This window comes from Paracoccus sp. J56 (genome assembly GCF_019633685.1).
In the GTDB taxonomy this organism is placed as follows: Bacteria; Pseudomonadota; Alphaproteobacteria; order Rhodobacterales; family Rhodobacteraceae; genus Paracoccus; species Paracoccus kondratievae.
Genome location: NZ_JAFL01000010.1, coordinates 1 through 18,490, shown reverse-complemented (window position 1 = coordinate 18,490; position 18,490 = coordinate 1). Strand labels below are relative to the sequence as shown.

Below are 18,490 nucleotides of genomic sequence, written 5' to 3'. Positions count from 1 at the left end.
GTTGCCCCATACAGGAAAACAGGGTGCATGGGAAGTGGTTTGCCAGCGCCCTGCCCCTTCAGGCCAGCAGCGTAACGGGCAAATCCGTGGCCGGAAAATGCAAACGCCCGCGGCCTTGGCCACGGGCGCAACGCTTGGCGGCGCAGCTTGCGCCACCCTGTTCCTGCCTTAGCGGCGCAGGCCCAGCTTGCCGATCAGCGCGGTGTAGCGGGCTTCGTCCTTGCGCTTCAGATAGTCCAGCAGCTTACGACGCTGCGCGACCAGCTTCAGCAGACCACGGCGGGAGTGGTTGTCTTTCTTGTGGGTCTTGAAGTGCTCGGTCAGAGTAGCAATGCGCGAGGACAGGATCGCAACCTGCACCTCGGGCGAGCCGGTGTCGCCTTTCTTGGTGGCGAATTCGGCCATGACGCGGTTCTTTTCTTCAACCGTAATCGACATCGGGGGCTCCTTTCAGAACAAAGGGTTATGGCTCAGGCCGGGATGTCGTCCAGCACAGGCCCATGGAGAACACCGCCAGAATCGTTCAGGCGGATGCGGGCGTATAGGCGGAATCGGTGCAAAAGGAAAGCGGATTCCTTGGCCAGCACGGTTACTTCTGCGGTTTGATCTGGTTCAAAAGGATATCTTCTGCGCGCAGGTTCGGGGCGTTCTGAACCTCGCAGATAATCACCCCGTCCACGCGGATCACCGCTGCGTCGTTTTCGTCCCGCTCAACCGTCACGACAGGTTCGGTGCCGCTGCCATCATCCTGATAGCGCAGCTCAATCCGGTCCTCACGTGGGTTGAAATCGGCAATAACGGCCGGAGGCGCGTCCAAGTCAGCCCGGTCGCCAGGCATTTCGAGAGCGAACAGATCCTCGCCCTCGCCCCCCTCGGCGAAATCGCCCGCGCCGGGCAACAGCGTATCGCGACCCTCACCGCCATGCAGCCAGGCGCGATCCGGATCGGCCGAACCGATCAGCAGATCATCGCCCTCACCTCCGTCCAGATCATCCTCGCCCCGCCCGGCGATCAGGGTGTCATTGCCGATCCCGCCCCACAGCCAATCATCGCCGTCACCAGCGGTAAGCAGGTCATCGCCCTCACCGCCAAAGATCGTATCGTTACCACCGCCACCGTGCAGAGTGTCATTGCCGCCCTGACCGGTGAGGTAATCGTTGCCCTCGCCCCCGCCGATCAGATCGTCGCCACCCGGACCATAATCGCCGTCGCCATAGATCCAGTCATCGCCGTCGCCGCCCAACAGGGTATCATTCCCCTGCCCGCCATGCAGATCGTCGTTGCCGCCATGACCGCGCAGCAGGTCATCACCCTCGCCGCCGGCCAGCCAGTCCGAACCTTCGGTGCCATCCTGAACGGAACTTTCAGCCCCATTACCCTCATCACCGTCAGGCGGGCTGCCCGAACCGTCCGGCTCATCATCAGTCGTCGGGTTCCGGGTCGTCGAGGTCACGTCAATGGCAAGACCAGCGAACAGCATCGTGAGCAGACTGCTGAGCAATAACATGACAACACCCGAAAGAATCACACAACCTTTACGAGCAATCTAGCGCGGCACCGCTGGGCTCGCATCCTCAATGTCAACAATGAGTTAACAAAGCAGATGCTCCTCACGGCCGCACCGAGGATTCAGTAAAAGGGTGATCTGAACGGGTCAGCTATAATCGCGAGCGCCAAAGATTGCGCTGCCGACGCGGACATGGGTTGCGCCTTCGGCAATGGCGGTTTCGAAATCGGCGCTCATACCCATCGACAGGCCGCGCAAACCATTACGGGCGGCGATGTCACGCAAAGCGCGGAAATGCGGCACCGGATCTTCGCCCTCGGGCGGGATGCACATCAACCCCGATAAAACCAGCTCCATGGCCTGACACTCGGCGATGAAGGCATCGGCATCATCCGGCAGAATACCCGCCTTTTGCGGCTCGGCACCGGTGTTCACCTGAACGAAAAGCTGCGGACAACTGCCGCGTGCCTGCACTTGCCGGGCCAGTTTACTTGCCAAAGACGGACGGTCCAGCGTGTGGATCGCGTCAAAAAGCTCAAGCGCAGGTTTCAACTTGTTGGTCTGTAAGGGGCCGATCATGTGCAGCTCGACCCCGGAAAAGCGCGTGCGCCAATCGGGCCATTTTCCGACCGCTTCCTGGACGTAGTTCTCGCCAAAGATGCGGTGGCCGGTTTCCAATACCGCCTCAACCCGCCCGGGGGGCTGCACCTTGCTGACCGCAATCAGAGTGACCTCTCCTGCTGCGCGTCCCGATGCCTTTTCGGCCGCCGCGATGCGGCGCTTGATCTCTTCCAGTCCCATGAGTGCATGATTCCCAAAAGAAAAGAGCGGGCGCAAGGCCCGCTCTTCCTGATTCCAGGTTCTGACGGATCAGAACTTGAACTTCACGCCGACGTCAGCGTAGGTGTCGTCGTCTACACCAGCAACGTCGGAGTCGACGTTGATGATGCCGCCGGCCAGAACGGCGCCGCCGCCCAGGTCGTAGTCAGCGCCGATACCGATAGCGCGCGGTTTGATGTCGCTGGCGCCATACACGTCAACTTTGTCCTGACGGAAGAAGCCCTTCACGGTCAGAGCGTCAGCTTGGTAAGCAGCCGACAGACCGATGGTCGAGTCGAACTCAGCGCCGGTGCCGACGAACACGTCGTCGTATTTGACGAAGACGCCTTTCACCGAGAAGTTATTGAATTTGGCTTCACCGCCGAGCGAGATTTCGCTCATGTCGTCGTGCTTGGCATAGCCCAGAGCGGCCCACCAGTTGCCGGCGTCGTATTTAGCGGCCAGCGAGTAGGCAACGTGATCCGACAGAGCGTCGGAGTCGGGGCTGCCGGTGATGGGGTTGTAGCTGTTAGCGCCGGTGGTCACGTCGTAGACGCTGGTGTCAACACCATCGGTAGCCGAAGCGTAGAACGAGATCTGGTTGACGGTGTATTCATACAGGATCGTCGGGCCCTGATCGCGGTTGGCACCGTCGCCGACCAGGTAGCTGATCTCTTCCGGATCGCCAGCAACGGCGCCGTCGGTGTAGCCGATCTCATACAGGTCGCCGATCGCGGCTTCCGAAGCCGAAACGACGTCGCCCATCGACAGTTTGCCGTAGGTGCCCGAAATCCAGACAGCGCCACGCTCACCGCGGGCAGCCGAACGGTACGAGTTGTTCCAGTCTTCCTGGTCAACGCGGAATTCACCGCCGAAGGACAGACCAGCGTCCGATTCGCCGGTCAGCGTGAACTTCACGCGGGCGCGGCTGGCGAACTGGACATCGTCACCGTCATAGATCACACCCATGCGGCCGTCGCCCGAGATGGCGACTTCGGCAGCGGCAACACCGGCGGTCATAACCAGCGCGGTGGTGGCGAAAAGAACCTTTTTCATGGTTTTCCCTCTTGTCTCTCTCGTATGCCCCACCCCGGAGTACCGGCTGGGGTATGCCTGTTGTGTCGCGCTTTCCCCCCCGCATTGCAACGAAATCGCATCCACTTAGCCAGTTTCCGGGATGCTGTGATGCACATGAGCCACACCCCATTGCAACGCCCCGGTGCCGGTTTTGCCCCGCCGCGGAGCCATGCGCCCCCTGTCCCGCGCGCGTACTATATTCACCACGGCCAGCCGGATTGCGCAGGCAGGCGCGGCATCTCTTGTCGCAAGGGGCAAAATTGCGCTATGGCTCCGGCAAGGACGATCCGGGGGACTTCAGATGACCAGACGCGCCGTACGGCTGACCGCCACCCTGCTGATCCTGGCGGGGCTTGCCGCCTGTTCGGGCACAGGACGTCAGGGCCAGTCCCAGACCGCGCAGCCGCAACAGCGCGAATCCACGATCTGGGACGTCTTTTCGAATCGCCGCGACCCGAACGATACGGTGGCCGTCAACCGCTATCTCTGGAACGCCAGTCTGGAGGTTCTGGACTTTCTGCCGATCCAGTCGGTCGACCCCTTTACCGGCGTGATCGTCACCGGCTACGGTACGCCTCCGGGCGGTGGCCGCGCCTATCGCGCCACAATCAAGGTCAGCGATCCTTCGCTTGATGCGCGTGCGCTTAAGGTTTCGCTGCAGGGTTCGGGCGGCGCAGCGGTGGCGCCGGACACGGTCCGCGCGGTCGAAGACGCGATTCTGACCCGCGCCCGTCAGCTGCGGCTGCAGGACCGTAATCTCTAAGCAGCACCGACCCCGCTGGACCTGCATCGGGCAAGCGGCTAATACCCTGCGGGCAGTCTGACGCCCGGAGGTTTCCATGCCCTATGATCCCGCAATCAGCGAGCCGCGCTGGCAAAAAGCGTGGGAAGAGGCGAGCGCGTTCCGCGCCGTCCGGGACGAACGGCCCAAATATTACGTGCTCGAGATGTTCCCCTATCCTTCGGGGCGCATCCATATGGGCCATGTGCGCAACTATACCATGGGCGACGTTGTGGCCCGGTTCAAACGCGCGCAGGGCTTTTCCGTGCTGCACCCGATGGGCTGGGATGCTTTTGGCATGCCGGCCGAAAACGCCGCGATGGAACAGGGCGGCCATCCGCGCGACTGGACCTACGGCAATATCGCCACCATGCGGGGGCAGCTGAAACCGCTGGGCCTGTCAATCGACTGGAGCCGCGAATTTGCCACCTGCGACGACGATTACGTCAAGCAGCAGCAGTCGCTGTTTCTGGATTTCCTTGAGGCGGGGCTGATCTATCGCAAATCGGCCATGGTCAACTGGGACCCGGTCGATATGACCGTGCTTGCCAACGAACAGGTGATCGACGGCAAGGGCTGGCGGTCGGGCGCCCCGGTCGAGCGGCGCGAGCTGACGCAATGGTTCTTCCGCATCTCGGACTATTCCGAAGAGCTGCTTGCGGCGCTGGACGGGCTGGAGGGCTGGCCCGAGAAGGTCCGGCTGATGCAGCAGAACTGGATCGGCAAGTCGCGGGGCCTGCAATTCCGGTTCGAAACCGTGAACGCCCCAGAAGGCTTTGAAAAGATTGAGGTCTATACCACCCGCCCGGACACGCTGCGCGGGGCGTCCTTTGTCGCGATCTCGCCCGATCATCCCTTGGCGCGCAGGCTTGAGGCCGACCCTCGCATTGCCGCCTTTGCCGCCGAGGCGCGCAAGCTCGGCACCAGCGAGGAAGCTCTTGAAAAGGCAGAAAAGCTGGGCTTTGACACCGGGCTCAGGGTTCGTCATCCGCTTGATCCCGGCTGGGAACTGCCGGTCTGGATCGCGAATTTCGTGCTGATGGACTATGGCACCGGCGCCATCTTTGGTTCGCCCGCCCATGATGAGCGCGACCATGAATTCGCGGTGAAATACGGGTTGCCGATCCGCGCCACCTTTGGCCCGCGCGGCACGACGCTGGACGAGGCCGACGCGCTGGTCGCCAAAGAACCCTATGTGCCGCTCAAATCCGAAGTCGTGACCTATGTGCGCGGCTTTGCCGGAGAGGCCGAACAGACCGGAGAGGCCGCGGTGGATGCCGCCATCGCCCATGCCGAGGCGAATGGCTATGGCGAAGGCGTGACCAAATACCGGCTGCGCGACTGGGGCATCTCGCGCCAGCGCTATTGGGGCTGCCCGATCCCTGTGGTCCATTGTGACAGCTGCGGTGTGGTGCCTGAAAAGAAAGACAACCTGCCGGTTCTGCTGCCGCAGGATGTCAGCTTTGACCAGCCCGGCAACCCTCTGGATCGCCATCCGAACTGGCGTCAGGTGACCTGTCCGAATTGCGGTGCCGCCGCGCGGCGCGAAACCGACACCATGGACACCTTTGTCGATTCGTCCTGGTATTATGCGCGTTTTACCGCGCCCCATGCCGCGACCCCGACCGATCGGGCCGAATCTGACTACTGGATGAATGTCGACCAATATATCGGCGGCATCGAACATGCGATTCTGCATCTGCTTTATTCGCGCTTTTTTGCCCGGGCAATGGTCAGGACCGGCCACCTGCCCGAAGCCGCGAAAGAGCCTTTCGATGCGCTCTTTACCCAGGGCATGGTCACGCATGAGATCTACATGACCCGGGATGGACGCGGTCGCCCGGTCTATCACCTGCCCGAAGATGTCGTCGACGGAAAGCTGAGCGATGGCACAGCGGTTGAGGTGATTCCCTCGGCCAAAATGTCGAAATCCAAGAAAAACGTCGTTGATCCGGTCAATATCGTCGGAAGCTTTGGTGCGGATACCGCGCGTTGGTTCATGCTTTCGGACAGCCCGCCCGAACGTGACGTCGAATGGACGGCCGCCGGGGCCGAGGCCGCGAACCGCTTTCTTGGCCGGGTGTGGCGGCTTGCCGACGAGATCCCCGAAGGGGGCGAAGACCCCGATCTGATCCGCGCCGCACACCGCGCCATTGATGAGGTGACGCGCGCCATAGAAAGCTTTGCCTTCAACAAGGCTGTGGCCAAGATTTACGAACTGGCGAACACGACCGCAAAATCAAAGGCAGGCGGCGATTCGCGGCGCGAAGTGCTGCGCATCCTTGCCCAGCTGATGGCCCCGATGGTGCCGCATCTGGCCGAAGAAGTCTGGTCCAGGGCCGGCGGACAGGGCATGGTTGTCGATGCCCCCTGGCCCAAGGCGGACCCGGCGTTGCTGATTTCGGATTCGGTCGTGCTGCCGATCCAGATCAACGGCAAGCGCCGTGCCGAGATCGAGGTGCCCAAAGACATGCCCAAGGAACAGATCGAATCGCTCGTTCTGGCCGATGAGACGGTGCAGAAATTCATGGCCGGCTCTGCGCCCAAGAAACTGATCGTCGTGCCGGGGCGGATCGTCAATGTCGTGGTCTAGACGAACGGCGATCCTTGGCGCGCTGGCGCTGGCGGCCTGCGGCTTTTCCCCGGTCTACGGACCGGGGGGCACGGGCGGCAAGCTTTTTGGCCAGGTCCGCACCGCCGATCCGCGTACCCCGGACGATTTTGCCTTTGCAGGCCGGATTGCCGAGCAGCTGGGGCCGGAAAAAGACGCGCGCTTCCTGCTGGAATACCGGCTGCGCATCGCTGTTGTTCCGCAGGCGATCACCCGGGATGAGGTGACGACGCGCTACGCCCTGAACGGCACCGCCGATTTCGTGCTGACCGAGGCAAGCTCGGCCCGCGAGGTGACGCGCGGACAGGTGAGCAGCTTTACCTCATATTCGACCACGGGGACCACCATCGCCACCATGGCGGCCGAACAGGACGCGCATGACCGGCTGGCCCGTATGCTGGCCGATCAGGTGGTGACGCGGCTGCTGGCCGTTCAGCCAGACGCGGTGCCATGATCCTCAAGGGCGCCGAGATCGGACATTATCTGGCGCGGCCCGATCCGACCCGCCCGGCACTGCTGATCCATGGCCAGGACGCGATGCGGGTGGCACTGAAACGGGCCGAGGCCATCAAGGCTCTGGTCGGTGAGGGTGCCGAGGAAGAGATGCGGCTGACCCGCATCCCGGGCGGTGACCTGCGCCGCGACCCCGCAACCCTGCTTGATGCCGTCAAGGCGGTCGGTTTTTTTCCCGGTCAGCGCGTGGTGCTGGTCGATGACGCAACGGATGCTGCTGCCCCCGCCATCGCCGCGGCAATCTCGGAATGGAGGTCGGGCGATGCCGTGATCGTTGTCGCGGCCGGGGCGCTGAACAAATCCTCGGCGCTGCGCAAGCTTTTCGAGCCCCATCCTGCCGCTGTCACCGCCCCGATCTATGACGACCCGCCTGGTGAGGATGAGGTCGGGCGCTGGTTGCGCGATGCCGGGTTGCGGGAAATCCCGCGCGAATCGATGCGCGATCTGATGGCGCTGGCGCGCGCGCTTGATCCCGGCGATTTCCGCCAGACGGTGGAAAAGATCGGCCTTTACAAACATGGTGACCCCGAACCGCTAAGCCCGGCCGAGATCGCAGCCCTTGCACCTGCGACCATCGAGGCCGAGGTCGACGACCTGATTGATTGCGTGGCCGAGGGCAGGGCGCGCGAATTCGGAAAGCTGATGCGACGCATCGAGGGACAAGGCATTGTCCCGGTGACGCTGTGCATCGCGGCGCTGCGGCATTTCAGGGCGCTGCATACCGCCGCCTCGGACCCCGGCGGACCGGGGGCAGGGTTGGCACGGCTGCGCCCTCCGGTCTTTGGGCCACGCCGTGACCGGATGATCCGGCAGGCCCAGGATTGGGGGATGCGCGCGCTGGAAGATGCGATCCATCAGCTGATCGAGACCGATCTGGTGCTGCGCTCATCCTCTCGCGCTCCGGCGATGGCGCTGATGGAGCGGATGCTGCTGCGGTTATGCATGATGCCGCGGGGGGTGCGGTGACAAATCCGCAAGACGTCGGGGCACTGGTGATCGGCGCGGGGCCTGCCGGGTTGATGGCGGCCGAGGTTCTGGCCGGACAGGGTGCGCAGGTGGTGGTGGCCGAGGCCATGCCGACCCCGGCGCGCAAACTCCTGATGGCCGGAAAATCTGGGCTGAACCTGACTAAGGATGAGCCTTGGGAGCTGTTCATGACGCGGTACGGGGGCTCTGCCCCCCGCGCGCCCGCCCCCTCAATGGGGGCGGGCGCGCGTCCCCCGGGATATTTGAGCACAGAAGAATTCGGGCCGCAGGAGGTCATCAGCTGGGCGCGCGGGTTGGGAATCGAGCTGTTTTCCGGCTCAACCGGGCGTGTTTTTCCGGTCGGGATGAAGGCGTCGCCGCTGCTTCGGTCCTGGCTGGCGCGATTAGCGGGGCAGGGCGTCGATTTGCGTACCCGCTGGCGCTGGAACGGCTTTGACGGAGTGTTCTGGCGGTTTGAAGTACCGGAGGGTACAGCCTTGCTGCGTCCCCGCACCGTGGTGCTGGCACTGGGAGGGGCGAGTTGGCCCCGGCTTGGTTCGGACGCGGCATGGGTGCCCTGGCTTGTCGGGCGCGGCGTTGAGGTCGTGCCCTTCCAGCCTGCGAATATGGGTTTTCGCGTCTCGTGGTCAGCGCAGATGGCGCGGCATTTTGGGCAGGCGGTCAAGGGTGTCGCCCTATGGGCCGGAGAGCATGTCAGCCGGGGCGAATGGGTCGTCACTGCCGAGGGGATTGAGGGCGGGGGCGTTTATGAGGTCTCGGCTGCCATTCGCGACGGCGCCCGGGTCCACGTCGATCTGGCGCCGGATCTGGGCGTTGATGAACTGGCGCGGCGGTTTGCGCGCGCACCGTCCAGACTGTCGATCGGCAACCGATTGCGCCGGGGGCTGGGCGATCCGGTTCGCGCTGCGCTGCTGATGGAATGGGGCAGGCCGCTGCCTTTGGCGAACGATGAGTTGGCCCGTCGCGCCAAAGCGCTGGTGCTGTCGCATGAGGGGCCGATGGGTATTGCGCGCGCGATCTCTTCTGCAGGAGGGATTGCCGCCGAGAGCGTGGCTGAGACTCTGGAGTTGAAGGCGATGCCCGGGGTCTTTGTCGCGGGCGAGATGCTGGATTGGGAGGCTCCGACCGGGGGCTATCTGCTGACCGGCTGTCTTGCCACCGGGCGCCGGGCTGGCCGGGGTGCCGCCGCTTATCTCGCCGCGGCACGGAGATAGGCGGGCCGGGCGCGCATCATCTCAAGATAACCCGTCAGCCGGTGTTCGATGATCGGAAACCGTGCGGTCAGGGCCCAGGTCAGACAATGCGCCAGAATGATGTCGGGCACCGTCATGCGGTCGCCCATCAGGAAACCTTCGTCGGCCATGCGATGGACAAGGGTACGCTGGCTGCGCTCAAACTCCCAGCGCAGGGTATTCTTGATCGCGGCAAGGCGCATTTCCTCGGGAAGGATGAAACTGTGGCGCGCGGCAAGCCATAAGGCGGCGTCGAATTCGTCCAGCACGAATTGCATCAGGCTGTCCTGGCGCGCGCGCTCAAGCGTGCCTGCGGGATGGGTCAGCGCGCCATGCTTGTCGGCCAGATAGGTCAGGATCGCGGTCGAATCAGTGATGGGCGTGCCGTCCACCACCAGCACCGGCACCTTGCCTGCGGGGTTGAAGGGTGTGACCCCTTCGGAATGCGGATTGACGGCGACATGCTCATAGGGACGCCCAAGCTCTTCGAGCATCCAGAGCACGCGCAGGGCGCGGCTCTTGCCAGTTCCGATTACCTGATACATCTGGCTCCTCGCATTGCCTTATGATCCAAGGCTAGACCGGCGGGACGATTCCCACAATCAGCGCCATTGACGCGGCCGCCATCGAGGCGCAGGAATTGCGGGCTGCGAGAGGGAGATCTTCATGAACAGGACACTGCGCGCCCCGCTGTTCAATGCGGTGCTGATCGGCGGATCGTTTATCCTGCTGATCAACTTTGCCTTGCGTGCCAGCTTTGGCGTGTTCCAGATCCCCGTCGCGCAGGAATTCGGCTGGCCGCGCGCCGAGTTCAGCCTGGCCATCGCCATCCAGAACCTGGCCTGGGGGATCGGTCAGCCGATCTTTGGCGCGCTGGCCGAACGCTGGGGCGACCGCTGGTCGGTGATCATCGGCGCATTCCTGTACTCTGCCGGGTTGATCCTGACAGCCTATGCGACCGACCCACTGACCGTGCAGCTGTTAGAGGTCATGGTCGGCTTTGGCATCGCCGGCACCGGCTTTGGCGTGATCCTTGCCGTGATCGGGCGGGCCGCCAGCGACGAAAACCGCAGCCTGGCGCTGGGGATCGCCACTGCCGCCGGCTCGGCCGGGCAGGTTTTTGGCGCGCCGCTCGCCGAGATGCTGCTGATGCATTACCCGTGGCAAAGCGTGTTCATCATCTTTGGGGTGATCGTGCTGGCCTGTCTGTTTTTCCTGCCCATGCTGAGCAGTGGCAAGCCCGCCAGCCGCAGCGAGCTTGAGGAAAGCATGGGTTCGGTGCTGAAACGCGCCTTTACCGACCCGTCTTATCTGATGATCTTTGCCGGCTTCTTTTCCTGCGGCTATCAGTTGGCCTTTATCACCGCGCATTTCCCCGCCATGGTGACCGAGATGTGCGGACCGATCAGCCCCCTTGGAACATTGGCAAGCATCGGGATCACCACCACTTCGACACTTGGTGCGGCAGCTATCTCGTTGATCGGGCTTGCAAATATCGCCGGATCAATCTTTGCGGGCTGGTTGGGCAAGCGCTATACCAAGAAATACCTGCTGGCCGGAATCTATACGCTGCGCACCATTGCCGCCGCTGCCTTTATCCTGCTGCCGATCACGCCGACCAGCGTCATCATCTTTTCGCTGGTCATGGGCGGGCTGTGGCTTGCGACCGTACCGCTGACCTCGGGGCTGGTCGCCTATATCTACGGGCTGCGCTACATGGGCACGCTTTACGGCTTTGTCTTTCTTAGCCACCAGCTTGGTTCGTTCCTTGGCGTGTGGCTGGGCGGCAAGATGTACGACATCTACGGCGATTACACGATCGTCTGGTGGGTAGGGGTCGGCGTCGGAGCCTTCAGCGCGCTGATCCACCTGCCCGTGCGCGAGGCCCCCTCACGGTTGGCCACTACCTGAACCAGACGGTTTTTTGTTTGACTGGTCAATCAATGAAATCTAGCTTTTGCGGTCAGGCGCAGACAGAAGCGCCACCGCGAAACAGGGAGAGTTTTCATGTCCATTGACCGCCTTGCCCGCCGTCTGGCGGCAGGCCTGACCGCAACGGCGCTGCTTGTTCCGGCTGCTTTGGCGCAGGACGCCGGGGAAATGCCGCAATGCCAGGTGCGCGAATTTGCCATGGGTCTGCGTTATCAGCAGCAATCGGCCGAGGTGCAGGCGCTGCAATTGCAGGCTTTTGCGCTGGCGACCGAACGGCTGGATGCCGCCGTTGCCAAGGCCGAAGACCCGTCAAAGCTGGCTGTTGTCACTGACCTCGATGAAACGGTGATCGACAACAGCGCGCTGCTGGTCCGTGACATGCAGGAATGCCACCAATACGACACCTGGGACACCTGGGGTTTCTGGGAACGTGAGGGCAAACCCACCCTGATCCCCGGCGCCAAAGAGTTTCTGGATCATGCCGACAAGGCAGGGGTAGCGATCTACTACATCTCGGACCGTTTCGGCGAGAACAAACCCTCGACCATCGCCACGCTGAACGAACTTGGGCTGCCGCAGGTTTCGGACGATCAGGTGCTGCTGTACGGCACCACCAAAATCGAGCGGCGCGGCGTCGTGTCAAAGGATCATCAGATCATCCTGCTGCTCGGCGATACGCTGCACGACTTTGACGGCGTATTTCATAAGGCCGACACCGCCACCAAACGGCAGAAGGTAGAAGAAAACCGCGCCCATTTCGGCACCGACTGGATCGTGCTGCCAAACGCCACCTATGGCGAATGGAGCGAGGCACCTTTGACCGGCTGGGACGCCGTGCTCAAGACCGAATAACCGCCGAAAGGACCATTGCCTCTGGCCGGGGGATCGGCAAGTCTCGGCCCGTCTGGCCGGAGGGGGTTCATGCGTGCATTGATGTCGGCGGGGATCATCAGCCTGATCCTGGCCTATACACTTAGCCAGTTTTACCGCGCTTTCCTGGCGGTTCTGGCGCCGGTGCTACGCACCGAGCTGGGGGCCGACCCCGAAGATCTGGCGATCTCATCTGGCATGTGGTTCCTGACTTTTGCCCTGATGCAGATCCCCATCGGCACGGCACTGGACCGGGTCGGGCCGCGCCGGACCGTAGCAGCTTTGCTGGCGCTTGGGGGCGCGGGCGGGGCAGCGGTCTTTGCGCTGGCGCAGGCGCCCTGGCATCTGCACGTCGCACTGGCCCTGATGGGGGTTGGCTGCGCGCCGGCACTGATGGGCAGCTATTACATCTTTGCGCGCACTTATCCGGCGGCAGTCTTTGGCACGCTGGCCGGGGCGACGGTGGGCTTTGGCTCGATGGGCAATATTCTGGGCACGGCCCCGTTGCTTTGGGCGATCGAGGCCATCGGCTGGCGCGAAACGCTGGCCCTGCTTGCGCTTGCCACACTTGCGGTGGCGGTGGCGATCCTTGCGCTGACCCGCGACCCCGAGCGGCTGCCCCCGACCGAGCGGCCCGGCTCTTTGGCCGAAATCCTGCGACTGCGGCCGCTGTGGTTCATCCTGCCGCTGTTTTCAGTGAACTATGCCGCCTCGGCCGCGATCCGCGGGCTATGGGCGGGTCCCTATATGGCCGAGGTGCACGACGCATCGGACCAGCTTATCGGCCAGGCAACGCTGGCGATGGGTGTTGCCATGGTGGTCGGCAACTTTCTTGTCGGGCCGGCACTGCGGCTTGTCGGCTCGATCCGGCGTCTGGCGCTGATCTCGAACGGCGGCGGGGTGGCAGTCATGGCGGCGCTATGGCTCTTTCCCGCCGAAAGCGTCCCGCTGTCGGTCACGCTGCTGGCGCTCGTCGGGCTGTCGGGGGTCAGTTACAGCGTCCTCATGGCGCATGGCCGCGCCTTTTTACCCCAACATCTGGTAGGGCGGGGTGTCACCTTCCTCAACATGTTCTCGATCGGAGGAACCGGACTTTTGCAATTCTCCTCGCGCCCGGTTTATCGCTGGGCCTCGGCGGGCGGGGATGCGGCGCATGCTTACTCAACCCTGTTCCTGTTTTTCCTGATTCCGCTTACGGTGGGGTTCCTTTTGTATTTCCTGACGCCCGAGACACCTGATGCCTGAAATTCCCGCCGACCGGATCAATGTGGTTGCCCCGAACCTGAAACGCCGCCTGTCGGGCGTGACGGCCACCGTGGTGCGGCTGATCCCGGTACAGGCACGCATGATCGGCATCGTCGCCACCGGCCCCGGTCTGCCACCCGATCTGCCACATATTCCACTGACCCGCGCCGCGCTGCTGCCCCGGGACCGCTGGCGGGTCTGGCACGCGCGGCGCAACACGGAAATGGCGCTGGGGCTGATCCTGCGGCATATGCTGCGGCGGCGTTACCGGCTGCTGTTCACCTCGGCCGCGCAACGCCGCCATACCGGCTTTACCCGCTGGCTGATCCGTCGTCAGGACGCGCTGATCGCCACCTCGCCGCAGGCTGCGAGCTATCTTGAACGTCCCGCCACGGTGATCCTGCACGGCGTGGACCTGTCGGTCTTTCATCCCGCCCCCGATCGCGCGGCGCTGCGGGCCGAACTGGGCTTTGCACCTGATGACATCGTGATCGGTTGTTTTGGCCGCGTCCGTGCGCAAAAGGGCATTGATCTGCTGGTCGAGGCGGCGCTGCGACTGTTCCCCTCGCGACCGCGTGCGCGGCTGATCATGAGCGGACGTATCACCGCCGACAATCAGGCCTTTGCGGACGGGCTGAAGGCGAAAATCGAGGCCGCCGGCCTTTCAGACCGTATCCGCTTTCTCGGCGAAGTCCCGTGGGAGCAGGTGGTGCGCAACTACCAGGCCATCGACCTGTTCACCGCCCCGGCCCGGTGGGAAGGTTTTGGCCTGACCCCGCTTGAAGCCGCGGCCTGCGGCGTGCCGACCGTCGCCACCCTGGTCGGTGCCTATGAAACGCTGATCCGCGACGGAGAAACGGGCAGCCTTGTCGACCGCGAGGACCTTGATGCGCTGACCACAGCACTGGCGCACTGGCTGGACGACGATGCGGGCAGGCAGGCGGCGGGGCAGGCGGCGCGCGAGCATGTCCAGACCAATCACGCCATCGAGGGCGAGGCCCGCGCCATCACAGAGGTCTATCGCAGGCTGTTGTCGTGAACCGCCTGGGCTTTCTGATCGCCCGGACCTTGCGCAATGAGACGGCGCTGCAAAGCCTCTCGGTGCCGCAAAGCGACCTGCTTGCGGCGCTAAAGGACAAACATGTCGCACTGGTCGGTAATGCGCGCGCATTGGCCCAGACCGGACATGGTAAGCGTATCGACAACGCCGACCTGGTTATCCGCATCAACCGCGCCCCGATGCCCGCCGCCGCAAGCCACGGCACCCGCACCGACTGGCTGGCGCTGGCGACACGGCTGCCCGATGCGGACCGTGACCGTATCGCGCCCGCGCGCATCCTGTGGATGTCGCCCAAGCGCAAGCGGCTGGACTGGCAAACCGCGATCAGCCCCGGCTTTTACCTGCATCCACTGGGCGATTATCAGGCACTAAGAGACCAGCTTGGCGCACCGCCCACCACCGGAGCAATGATGATCGCGCTGATCACCTGGTCGCAAATGGCGCGGCTAGAGCTTTTCGGCTTTGATTTCTTTGCCTCTCTGTCGCTGTCGGGCCGGCGAACCGCCGAGCAGGTTCCCCATGATTTTTCACAGGAATCTGCCTGGGTTCAGGAGCTGATCTCGTCAGATCGCCGAATTATTCGTCATTAGGACAGAATTTTGCCATTATATCAGTCTTTTTGACGAAATCTTGCTTTCCCTTTCCCGGGAAACACCCTATATCGCGTCGTCCTTTGTCATAGGAGACCCCAATGGGCTACAAGGTCGTTGTCGCCGGCGCCACGGGGAACGTGGGCCGTGAAATGCTGAACATCCTGGCCGAGCGCCAGTTCCCTGCCGATGAGGTTGTTGCTCTGGCTTCGCGCCGGAGCATTGGCACTGAGGTCAGCTATGGCGACAAGACCCTGAAGTGCAAGGACATCGAAGGGTTCGACTTTACCGGCTATGATATCGCGCTTTTTGCCATCGGCTCCGACGCGACCAAGACCTATGCGCCGATCGCCGCCTCGCAAGGCTGCGTGGTGATCGACAACTCGTCGCTGTATCGCTACGACCCCGAGATCCCGCTGGTCGTTCCCGAGGTGAACCCCGACGCGGTCGAGAACTATCGCAACAAGATGATCATCGCGAACCCCAACTGCTCGACCGCGCAGATGGTGGTGGCGCTGAAGCCGCTGCATGACCGCGCCCGTATCAAGCGCGTCGTCGTCTCGACCTATCAGTCGGTGTCGGGCGCCGGGAAAGAGGGTATGGACGAGCTGTGGAACCAGACCAAGGGCGTCTATGTCCCCGGTCAGGAAGTCGAGCCCAAGAAGTTCCAAAAGCAGATCGCCTTCAACGTGATCCCGCAAATCGACGTTTTCATGGATAGCGGCGACACCAAGGAAGAATGGAAAATGGTGGTCGAGACCAAAAAGATCATCGATCCGGCGATCAAGGTCACGGCAACCTGTGTGCGCGTGCCGGTCTTTGTCGGCCATTCGGAATCGGTGAACATCGAATTCGAAGAGTTCCTCGACGAAGACGAGGCCCGCGACATCCTGCGCGAGGCTCCGGGCCTGCTGGTCATCGACAAGCGCGAGCCGGGCGGCTACGCGACCCCGGTGGAATGCGTCGGCGATTTCGCCACCTTCGTCAGCCGCATCCGTCAGGACGTGACGGTTGAAAACGGCTTGAACATGTGGATCGTCAGCGACAACCTGCGCAAGGGTGCGGCGCTGAACGCGGTCCAGATCGCCGAGCTTCTGGGCAATCGCTGCCTCAGGAAGGGCTGATCGGATACGAAGATGTGACGGCGCTCCCGCAGGTTTCGTGGGGGCGCCCTCTTGCATTTCCCACGGCGCTTGCAGACCCTGACCGGATTCACGACGAGGGAAATTGATGCGCCATCTGTTGCTTTCCACCGCCATTCTTGCCGCCGGCCCGGCCTTTGCCGACCGGATCGAGGCAACTGCCCGCGTCACTGACGTCACCGTCTATCCGTGGGGTGCAAGCGTTACGCGCGAAGCCAGCCTTGATCTGCCCGACGGAGCGCATGAACTGGTCATCCCCGGCATTCCCGAAGGGATCGATCCCGCCAGCCTGCGCGTCACCGCCAAAGGCGCGGTGATTGGCGCGACCGGCTTTCAGCAGGAACGCGCGCTGCCCGAAACTCCGGCGAAATCCCCCGAACTGCGCGAGGCAGAGCAAGAGGTCCGCCGCCTCAAATCCGCACTCGCCGAACGCGACGCCAGCGTGGCCGGAATCAAGGCCCGTGCCGAAGCCGCAGAAGACACCATCGAATTCCTGATGAAGCTTGCCGAATCCGACACCGTCGGTGCCACGGACATCACCACCCTGGCAAATACGGTTGGCGAGCAACTTTTGCAGGCCCGCCAAACCGCGGTTCGCGCCGAGCTGGAGGCCGAGACCGCCGAGGCCGGGCGCGAGGATCTGGAAGAAGAGCTGGCCCGCGCCGAGGCCCGGCTTGAGGCTTTGCGCGGTACGGATTCCGGTCGCGGCGCGCTGGTCATCGCAGTGCAGGGGCAGGGCCAGCCCGCCCGTATCCGCATCACAAGCCTGACTGACGAGGCAAGCTGGTCGCCGGTCTATGACCTTTGGCTGCAGCGCAAGGAAAAGACGCTGCGGCTGGATCGCGGGCTGGTCGTCCGGCAGGAAACCGGCGAGGATTGGCTGGGCGCGCATCTGCTGCTTTCCACCGCGCGGCCTATGGATCAATCGGCACCGAGCGAGCTTTACCCTTCGTTCCCCCGCCTCGAAGGTCAGGACAGAAAGCTCTACAGCCGTTCAGGTGAACCGATGGCAGAAATGGCCATGGATGCGACTGCAGAGGCCGCCCCCCTCGCCCGAGGTAGGATCGCCGGCACCGCGCTGATGGGGATGCTGGGCGAAACAGTGGTCTATGACTACCCGGCGCCGGTAACGCTGCGCGATGGGGCCGACGCGCTGCGCCTGCCGCTCGATTCCCACGATCTGACGCCCAGGATCCTTGCCGAAGCCGTCCCGCGGCGCGACAGCACCGCCTATCTGGTCGCCGACACGGTTAACTCGACCGGCGCCATCATCCTGCCGGGACAGGCGACCTTCTATGCCGACGGCGCCATGGTCGGACGCAGCGCACTTGAGCTGACCGCCGCCGGCGACGATATGAAACTGGGCTTCGGTCCGCTGACCGGCATCAAGCTGGAACGGCGCATTCCCGACGAGGTCGAGGGCAATCGCGGGCTGATCTCAAAATCCTCTGAGCGGCGCGAAACCGCGATCTTGCAGATCCGCAACCTGACCGCCGAGGCATGGCCGCTGCGGGTGATCGATCAGGTTCCAGTTTCGACCCAGGAGGCTTTGCGCATCGACTGGTCCGCCAAGCCCGAACCGGATGAGACCGACCCTGATGGCAAGCGCGGGCTTTTGGTCTGGAACGGCGAGATCAAGGCAGGCGAGACACAGCAGATCACCCTGACCACCGCGCTACGCTGGCCCGAAGGGCAGGCGCTGGTCGGCGGCGAGTGACGCGTCCGTCCCGCGATCAATACCGGGGCGAAATCGCCCCGGCCGGCTGATCGGGTTTTGCTGCCTTAGCATTACAGTTGCGTTTTCATCTCATTTCTGAATCACTGGGCTACCATGATTTGAATGGGGTCATGGATGTCGGGATTAGCTGTCGAGGAAACGCTTGAGCTGTGGGCTTCGTCGCTTCGGGACGTGAAGTTGCGGATGCGGGTGCTGTTCACGCAGGAACGGGTTGCGGTATCGGCAGGGCAGTTTCTCGATGGCCTGCTGGGAGACGAACGGCGCAAGACCGGATGGATGCGGGCAGACGCCGCTGGCGACAAGGGTCCCTGGCGGCAGCAGGCGATCCTCGGTCGGGTGCACTGGGATGCCGATGCCTTGCGCAACATCGTGCGCGACTATGCGCT

The 18,490-nt window shown here is 63.3% G+C and carries 17 protein-coding genes and 1 pseudogene; 13 read left to right on the top strand and 5 right to left on the bottom strand.

Going from position 1 to position 18,490, the window contains the following annotated elements; genetic code table 11:
- Positions 1-168: 168 nt before the first annotated feature.
- The 4 genes from rpsO to M511_RS09095 form a co-directional block, all read right to left on the bottom strand.
- Complete coding sequence (gene rpsO / locus M511_RS09110; protein WP_010391962.1) at positions 169-438, bottom strand: 30S ribosomal protein S15; 270 nt, start codon at positions 436-438, stop codon at positions 169-171.
- A gap of 151 nt (positions 439-589) precedes the next feature.
- Complete coding sequence (locus tag M511_RS19175) at positions 590-1,480, bottom strand: calcium-binding protein (RefSeq protein WP_010391963.1); 891 nt, start codon at positions 1,478-1,480, stop codon at positions 590-592.
- A gap of 174 nt (positions 1,481-1,654) precedes the next feature.
- Entirely contained in the window at positions 1,655-2,308 is a 654-nt protein-coding gene (locus tag M511_RS09100; RefSeq protein WP_085502059.1) for a YggS family pyridoxal phosphate-dependent enzyme, read from the bottom strand.
- A gap of 69 nt (positions 2,309-2,377) precedes the next feature.
- Positions 2,378-3,382 carry a porin gene (locus tag M511_RS09095; RefSeq protein WP_010391965.1) on the bottom strand — a complete coding sequence of 335 codons (1,005 nt, stop codon included), beginning with the start codon at positions 3,380-3,382 and terminating at the stop codon, positions 2,378-2,380.
- Positions 3,383-3,704: 322 nt separating this feature from the next.
- On the opposite strand from M511_RS09095, the gene M511_RS09090 reads away from it, so the two are divergent.
- From M511_RS09090 to M511_RS09070, 5 genes are all read left to right on the top strand, one after another.
- Positions 3,705-4,166 (top strand): DUF3576 domain-containing protein, encoded by a 462-nt coding sequence (locus M511_RS09090; protein ID WP_085501990.1) that lies wholly within the window; start codon positions 3,705-3,707, stop codon positions 4,164-4,166.
- A gap of 76 nt (positions 4,167-4,242) precedes the next feature.
- Positions 4,243-6,777 (top strand): leucine--tRNA ligase, encoded by a 2,535-nt coding sequence (gene leuS / locus M511_RS09085; protein WP_085501989.1) that lies wholly within the window; start codon positions 4,243-4,245, stop codon positions 6,775-6,777.
- Positions 6,764-7,249, top strand: a complete 486-nt coding sequence (gene lptE / locus M511_RS09080) for an LPS assembly lipoprotein LptE (RefSeq protein ID WP_010391970.1) — start codon at positions 6,764-6,766, stop codon at positions 7,247-7,249. The genes leuS and lptE overlap by 14 nt, the downstream gene beginning before the upstream one ends.
- Complete coding sequence (gene holA / locus M511_RS09075) at positions 7,246-8,274, top strand: DNA polymerase III subunit delta (RefSeq protein ID WP_085501988.1); 1,029 nt, start codon at positions 7,246-7,248, stop codon at positions 8,272-8,274. Before lptE ends, holA begins: the two co-directional genes overlap by 4 nt.
- Positions 8,247-9,509: a TIGR03862 family flavoprotein gene (locus tag M511_RS09070; RefSeq protein WP_085501987.1), complete on the top strand. Its 1,263-nt coding sequence runs from the start codon at positions 8,247-8,249 to the stop codon at positions 9,507-9,509. The genes holA and M511_RS09070 overlap by 28 nt, the downstream gene beginning before the upstream one ends.
- Here the strand turns inward: M511_RS09070 and M511_RS09065 are convergent.
- On the bottom strand, positions 9,485-10,072 hold the full coding sequence (locus M511_RS09065; protein WP_010391973.1) for a glutathione S-transferase family protein: 588 nt from the start codon (positions 10,070-10,072) through the stop codon (positions 9,485-9,487). The genes M511_RS09070 and M511_RS09065 overlap by 25 nt on opposite strands.
- A gap of 121 nt (positions 10,073-10,193) precedes the next feature.
- On the opposite strand from M511_RS09065, the gene M511_RS09060 reads away from it, so the two are divergent.
- The 8 genes and pseudogenes from M511_RS09060 to M511_RS09025 form a co-directional block, all read left to right on the top strand.
- Positions 10,194-11,438: an MFS transporter gene (locus M511_RS09060; protein WP_085501986.1), complete on the top strand. Its 1,245-nt coding sequence runs from the start codon at positions 10,194-10,196 to the stop codon at positions 11,436-11,438.
- A gap of 96 nt (positions 11,439-11,534) precedes the next feature.
- Positions 11,535-12,311 (top strand): 5'-nucleotidase, lipoprotein e(P4) family, encoded by a 777-nt coding sequence (locus M511_RS09055; protein WP_085501985.1) that lies wholly within the window; start codon positions 11,535-11,537, stop codon positions 12,309-12,311.
- Positions 12,312-12,380: 69 nt separating this feature from the next.
- Positions 12,381-13,574: an MFS transporter gene (locus tag M511_RS09050; RefSeq protein ID WP_010391979.1), complete on the top strand. Its 1,194-nt coding sequence runs from the start codon at positions 12,381-12,383 to the stop codon at positions 13,572-13,574.
- A complete protein-coding gene (locus M511_RS09045) occupies positions 13,567-14,613 on the top strand; it encodes a glycosyltransferase family 4 protein (protein WP_085501984.1) in 1,047 nt (348 codons plus the stop codon). The genes M511_RS09050 and M511_RS09045 overlap by 8 nt, the downstream gene beginning before the upstream one ends.
- A complete protein-coding gene (locus M511_RS09040; RefSeq protein ID WP_010391983.1) occupies positions 14,610-15,224 on the top strand; it encodes a glycosyltransferase family 29 protein in 615 nt (204 codons plus the stop codon). The genes M511_RS09045 and M511_RS09040 overlap by 4 nt, the downstream gene beginning before the upstream one ends.
- Positions 15,225-15,325: 101 nt before the next feature.
- Positions 15,326-16,348, top strand: a complete 1,023-nt coding sequence (locus M511_RS09035; protein WP_010391985.1) for an aspartate-semialdehyde dehydrogenase — start codon at positions 15,326-15,328, stop codon at positions 16,346-16,348.
- A 106-nt stretch (positions 16,349-16,454) separates the two neighbouring features.
- The gene (locus tag M511_RS09030; protein WP_085501983.1) at positions 16,455-18,083 is read left to right on the top strand and encodes a DUF4139 domain-containing protein; all 1,629 of its coding nucleotides are present in this window, start codon (positions 16,455-16,457) and stop codon (positions 18,081-18,083) included.
- A 135-nt stretch (positions 18,084-18,218) separates the two neighbouring features.
- A pseudogene (locus M511_RS09025) lies at positions 18,219-18,490 on the top strand (IS701 family transposase); the annotation flags it as partial.

Bases quoted from the DNA above. Each gene is read 5' to 3' on its own strand.
- M511_RS09090 (WP_085501990.1), top strand. From the start codon at position 3,705: ATGACCAGACGCGCCGTACGGCTGACCGCCACCCTGCTGATCCTGGCG.
- M511_RS19175 (WP_010391963.1), bottom strand. From the start codon at position 1,480: ATGCTGTTCGCTGGTCTTGCCATTGACGTGACCTCGACGACCCGGAAC.
- M511_RS09055 (WP_085501985.1), top strand. From the start codon at position 11,535: ATGTCCATTGACCGCCTTGCCCGCCGTCTGGCGGCAGGCCTGACCGCA.
- M511_RS09095 (WP_010391965.1), bottom strand. From the start codon at position 3,382: ATGAAAAAGGTTCTTTTCGCCACCACCGCGCTGGTTATGACCGCCGGT.
- M511_RS09070 (WP_085501987.1), top strand. From the start codon at position 8,247: ATGCATGATGCCGCGGGGGGTGCGGTGACAAATCCGCAAGACGTCGGG.
- holA (WP_085501988.1), top strand. From the start codon at position 7,246: ATGATCCTCAAGGGCGCCGAGATCGGACATTATCTGGCGCGGCCCGAT.
- lptE (WP_010391970.1), top strand. From the start codon at position 6,764: ATGTCGTGGTCTAGACGAACGGCGATCCTTGGCGCGCTGGCGCTGGCG.
- rpsO (WP_010391962.1), bottom strand. From the start codon at position 438: ATGTCGATTACGGTTGAAGAAAAGAACCGCGTCATGGCCGAATTCGCC.
- leuS (WP_085501989.1), top strand. From the start codon at position 4,243: ATGCCCTATGATCCCGCAATCAGCGAGCCGCGCTGGCAAAAAGCGTGG.
- M511_RS09030 (WP_085501983.1), top strand. From the start codon at position 16,455: ATGCGCCATCTGTTGCTTTCCACCGCCATTCTTGCCGCCGGCCCGGCC.
- M511_RS09050 (WP_010391979.1), top strand. From the start codon at position 12,381: ATGCGTGCATTGATGTCGGCGGGGATCATCAGCCTGATCCTGGCCTAT.
- M511_RS09100 (WP_085502059.1), bottom strand. From the start codon at position 2,308: ATGGGACTGGAAGAGATCAAGCGCCGCATCGCGGCGGCCGAAAAGGCA.
- M511_RS09065 (WP_010391973.1), bottom strand. From the start codon at position 10,072: ATGTATCAGGTAATCGGAACTGGCAAGAGCCGCGCCCTGCGCGTGCTC.
- M511_RS09045 (WP_085501984.1), top strand. From the start codon at position 13,567: ATGCCTGAAATTCCCGCCGACCGGATCAATGTGGTTGCCCCGAACCTG.
- M511_RS09035 (WP_010391985.1), top strand. From the start codon at position 15,326: ATGGGCTACAAGGTCGTTGTCGCCGGCGCCACGGGGAACGTGGGCCGT.
- M511_RS09060 (WP_085501986.1), top strand. From the start codon at position 10,194: ATGAACAGGACACTGCGCGCCCCGCTGTTCAATGCGGTGCTGATCGGC.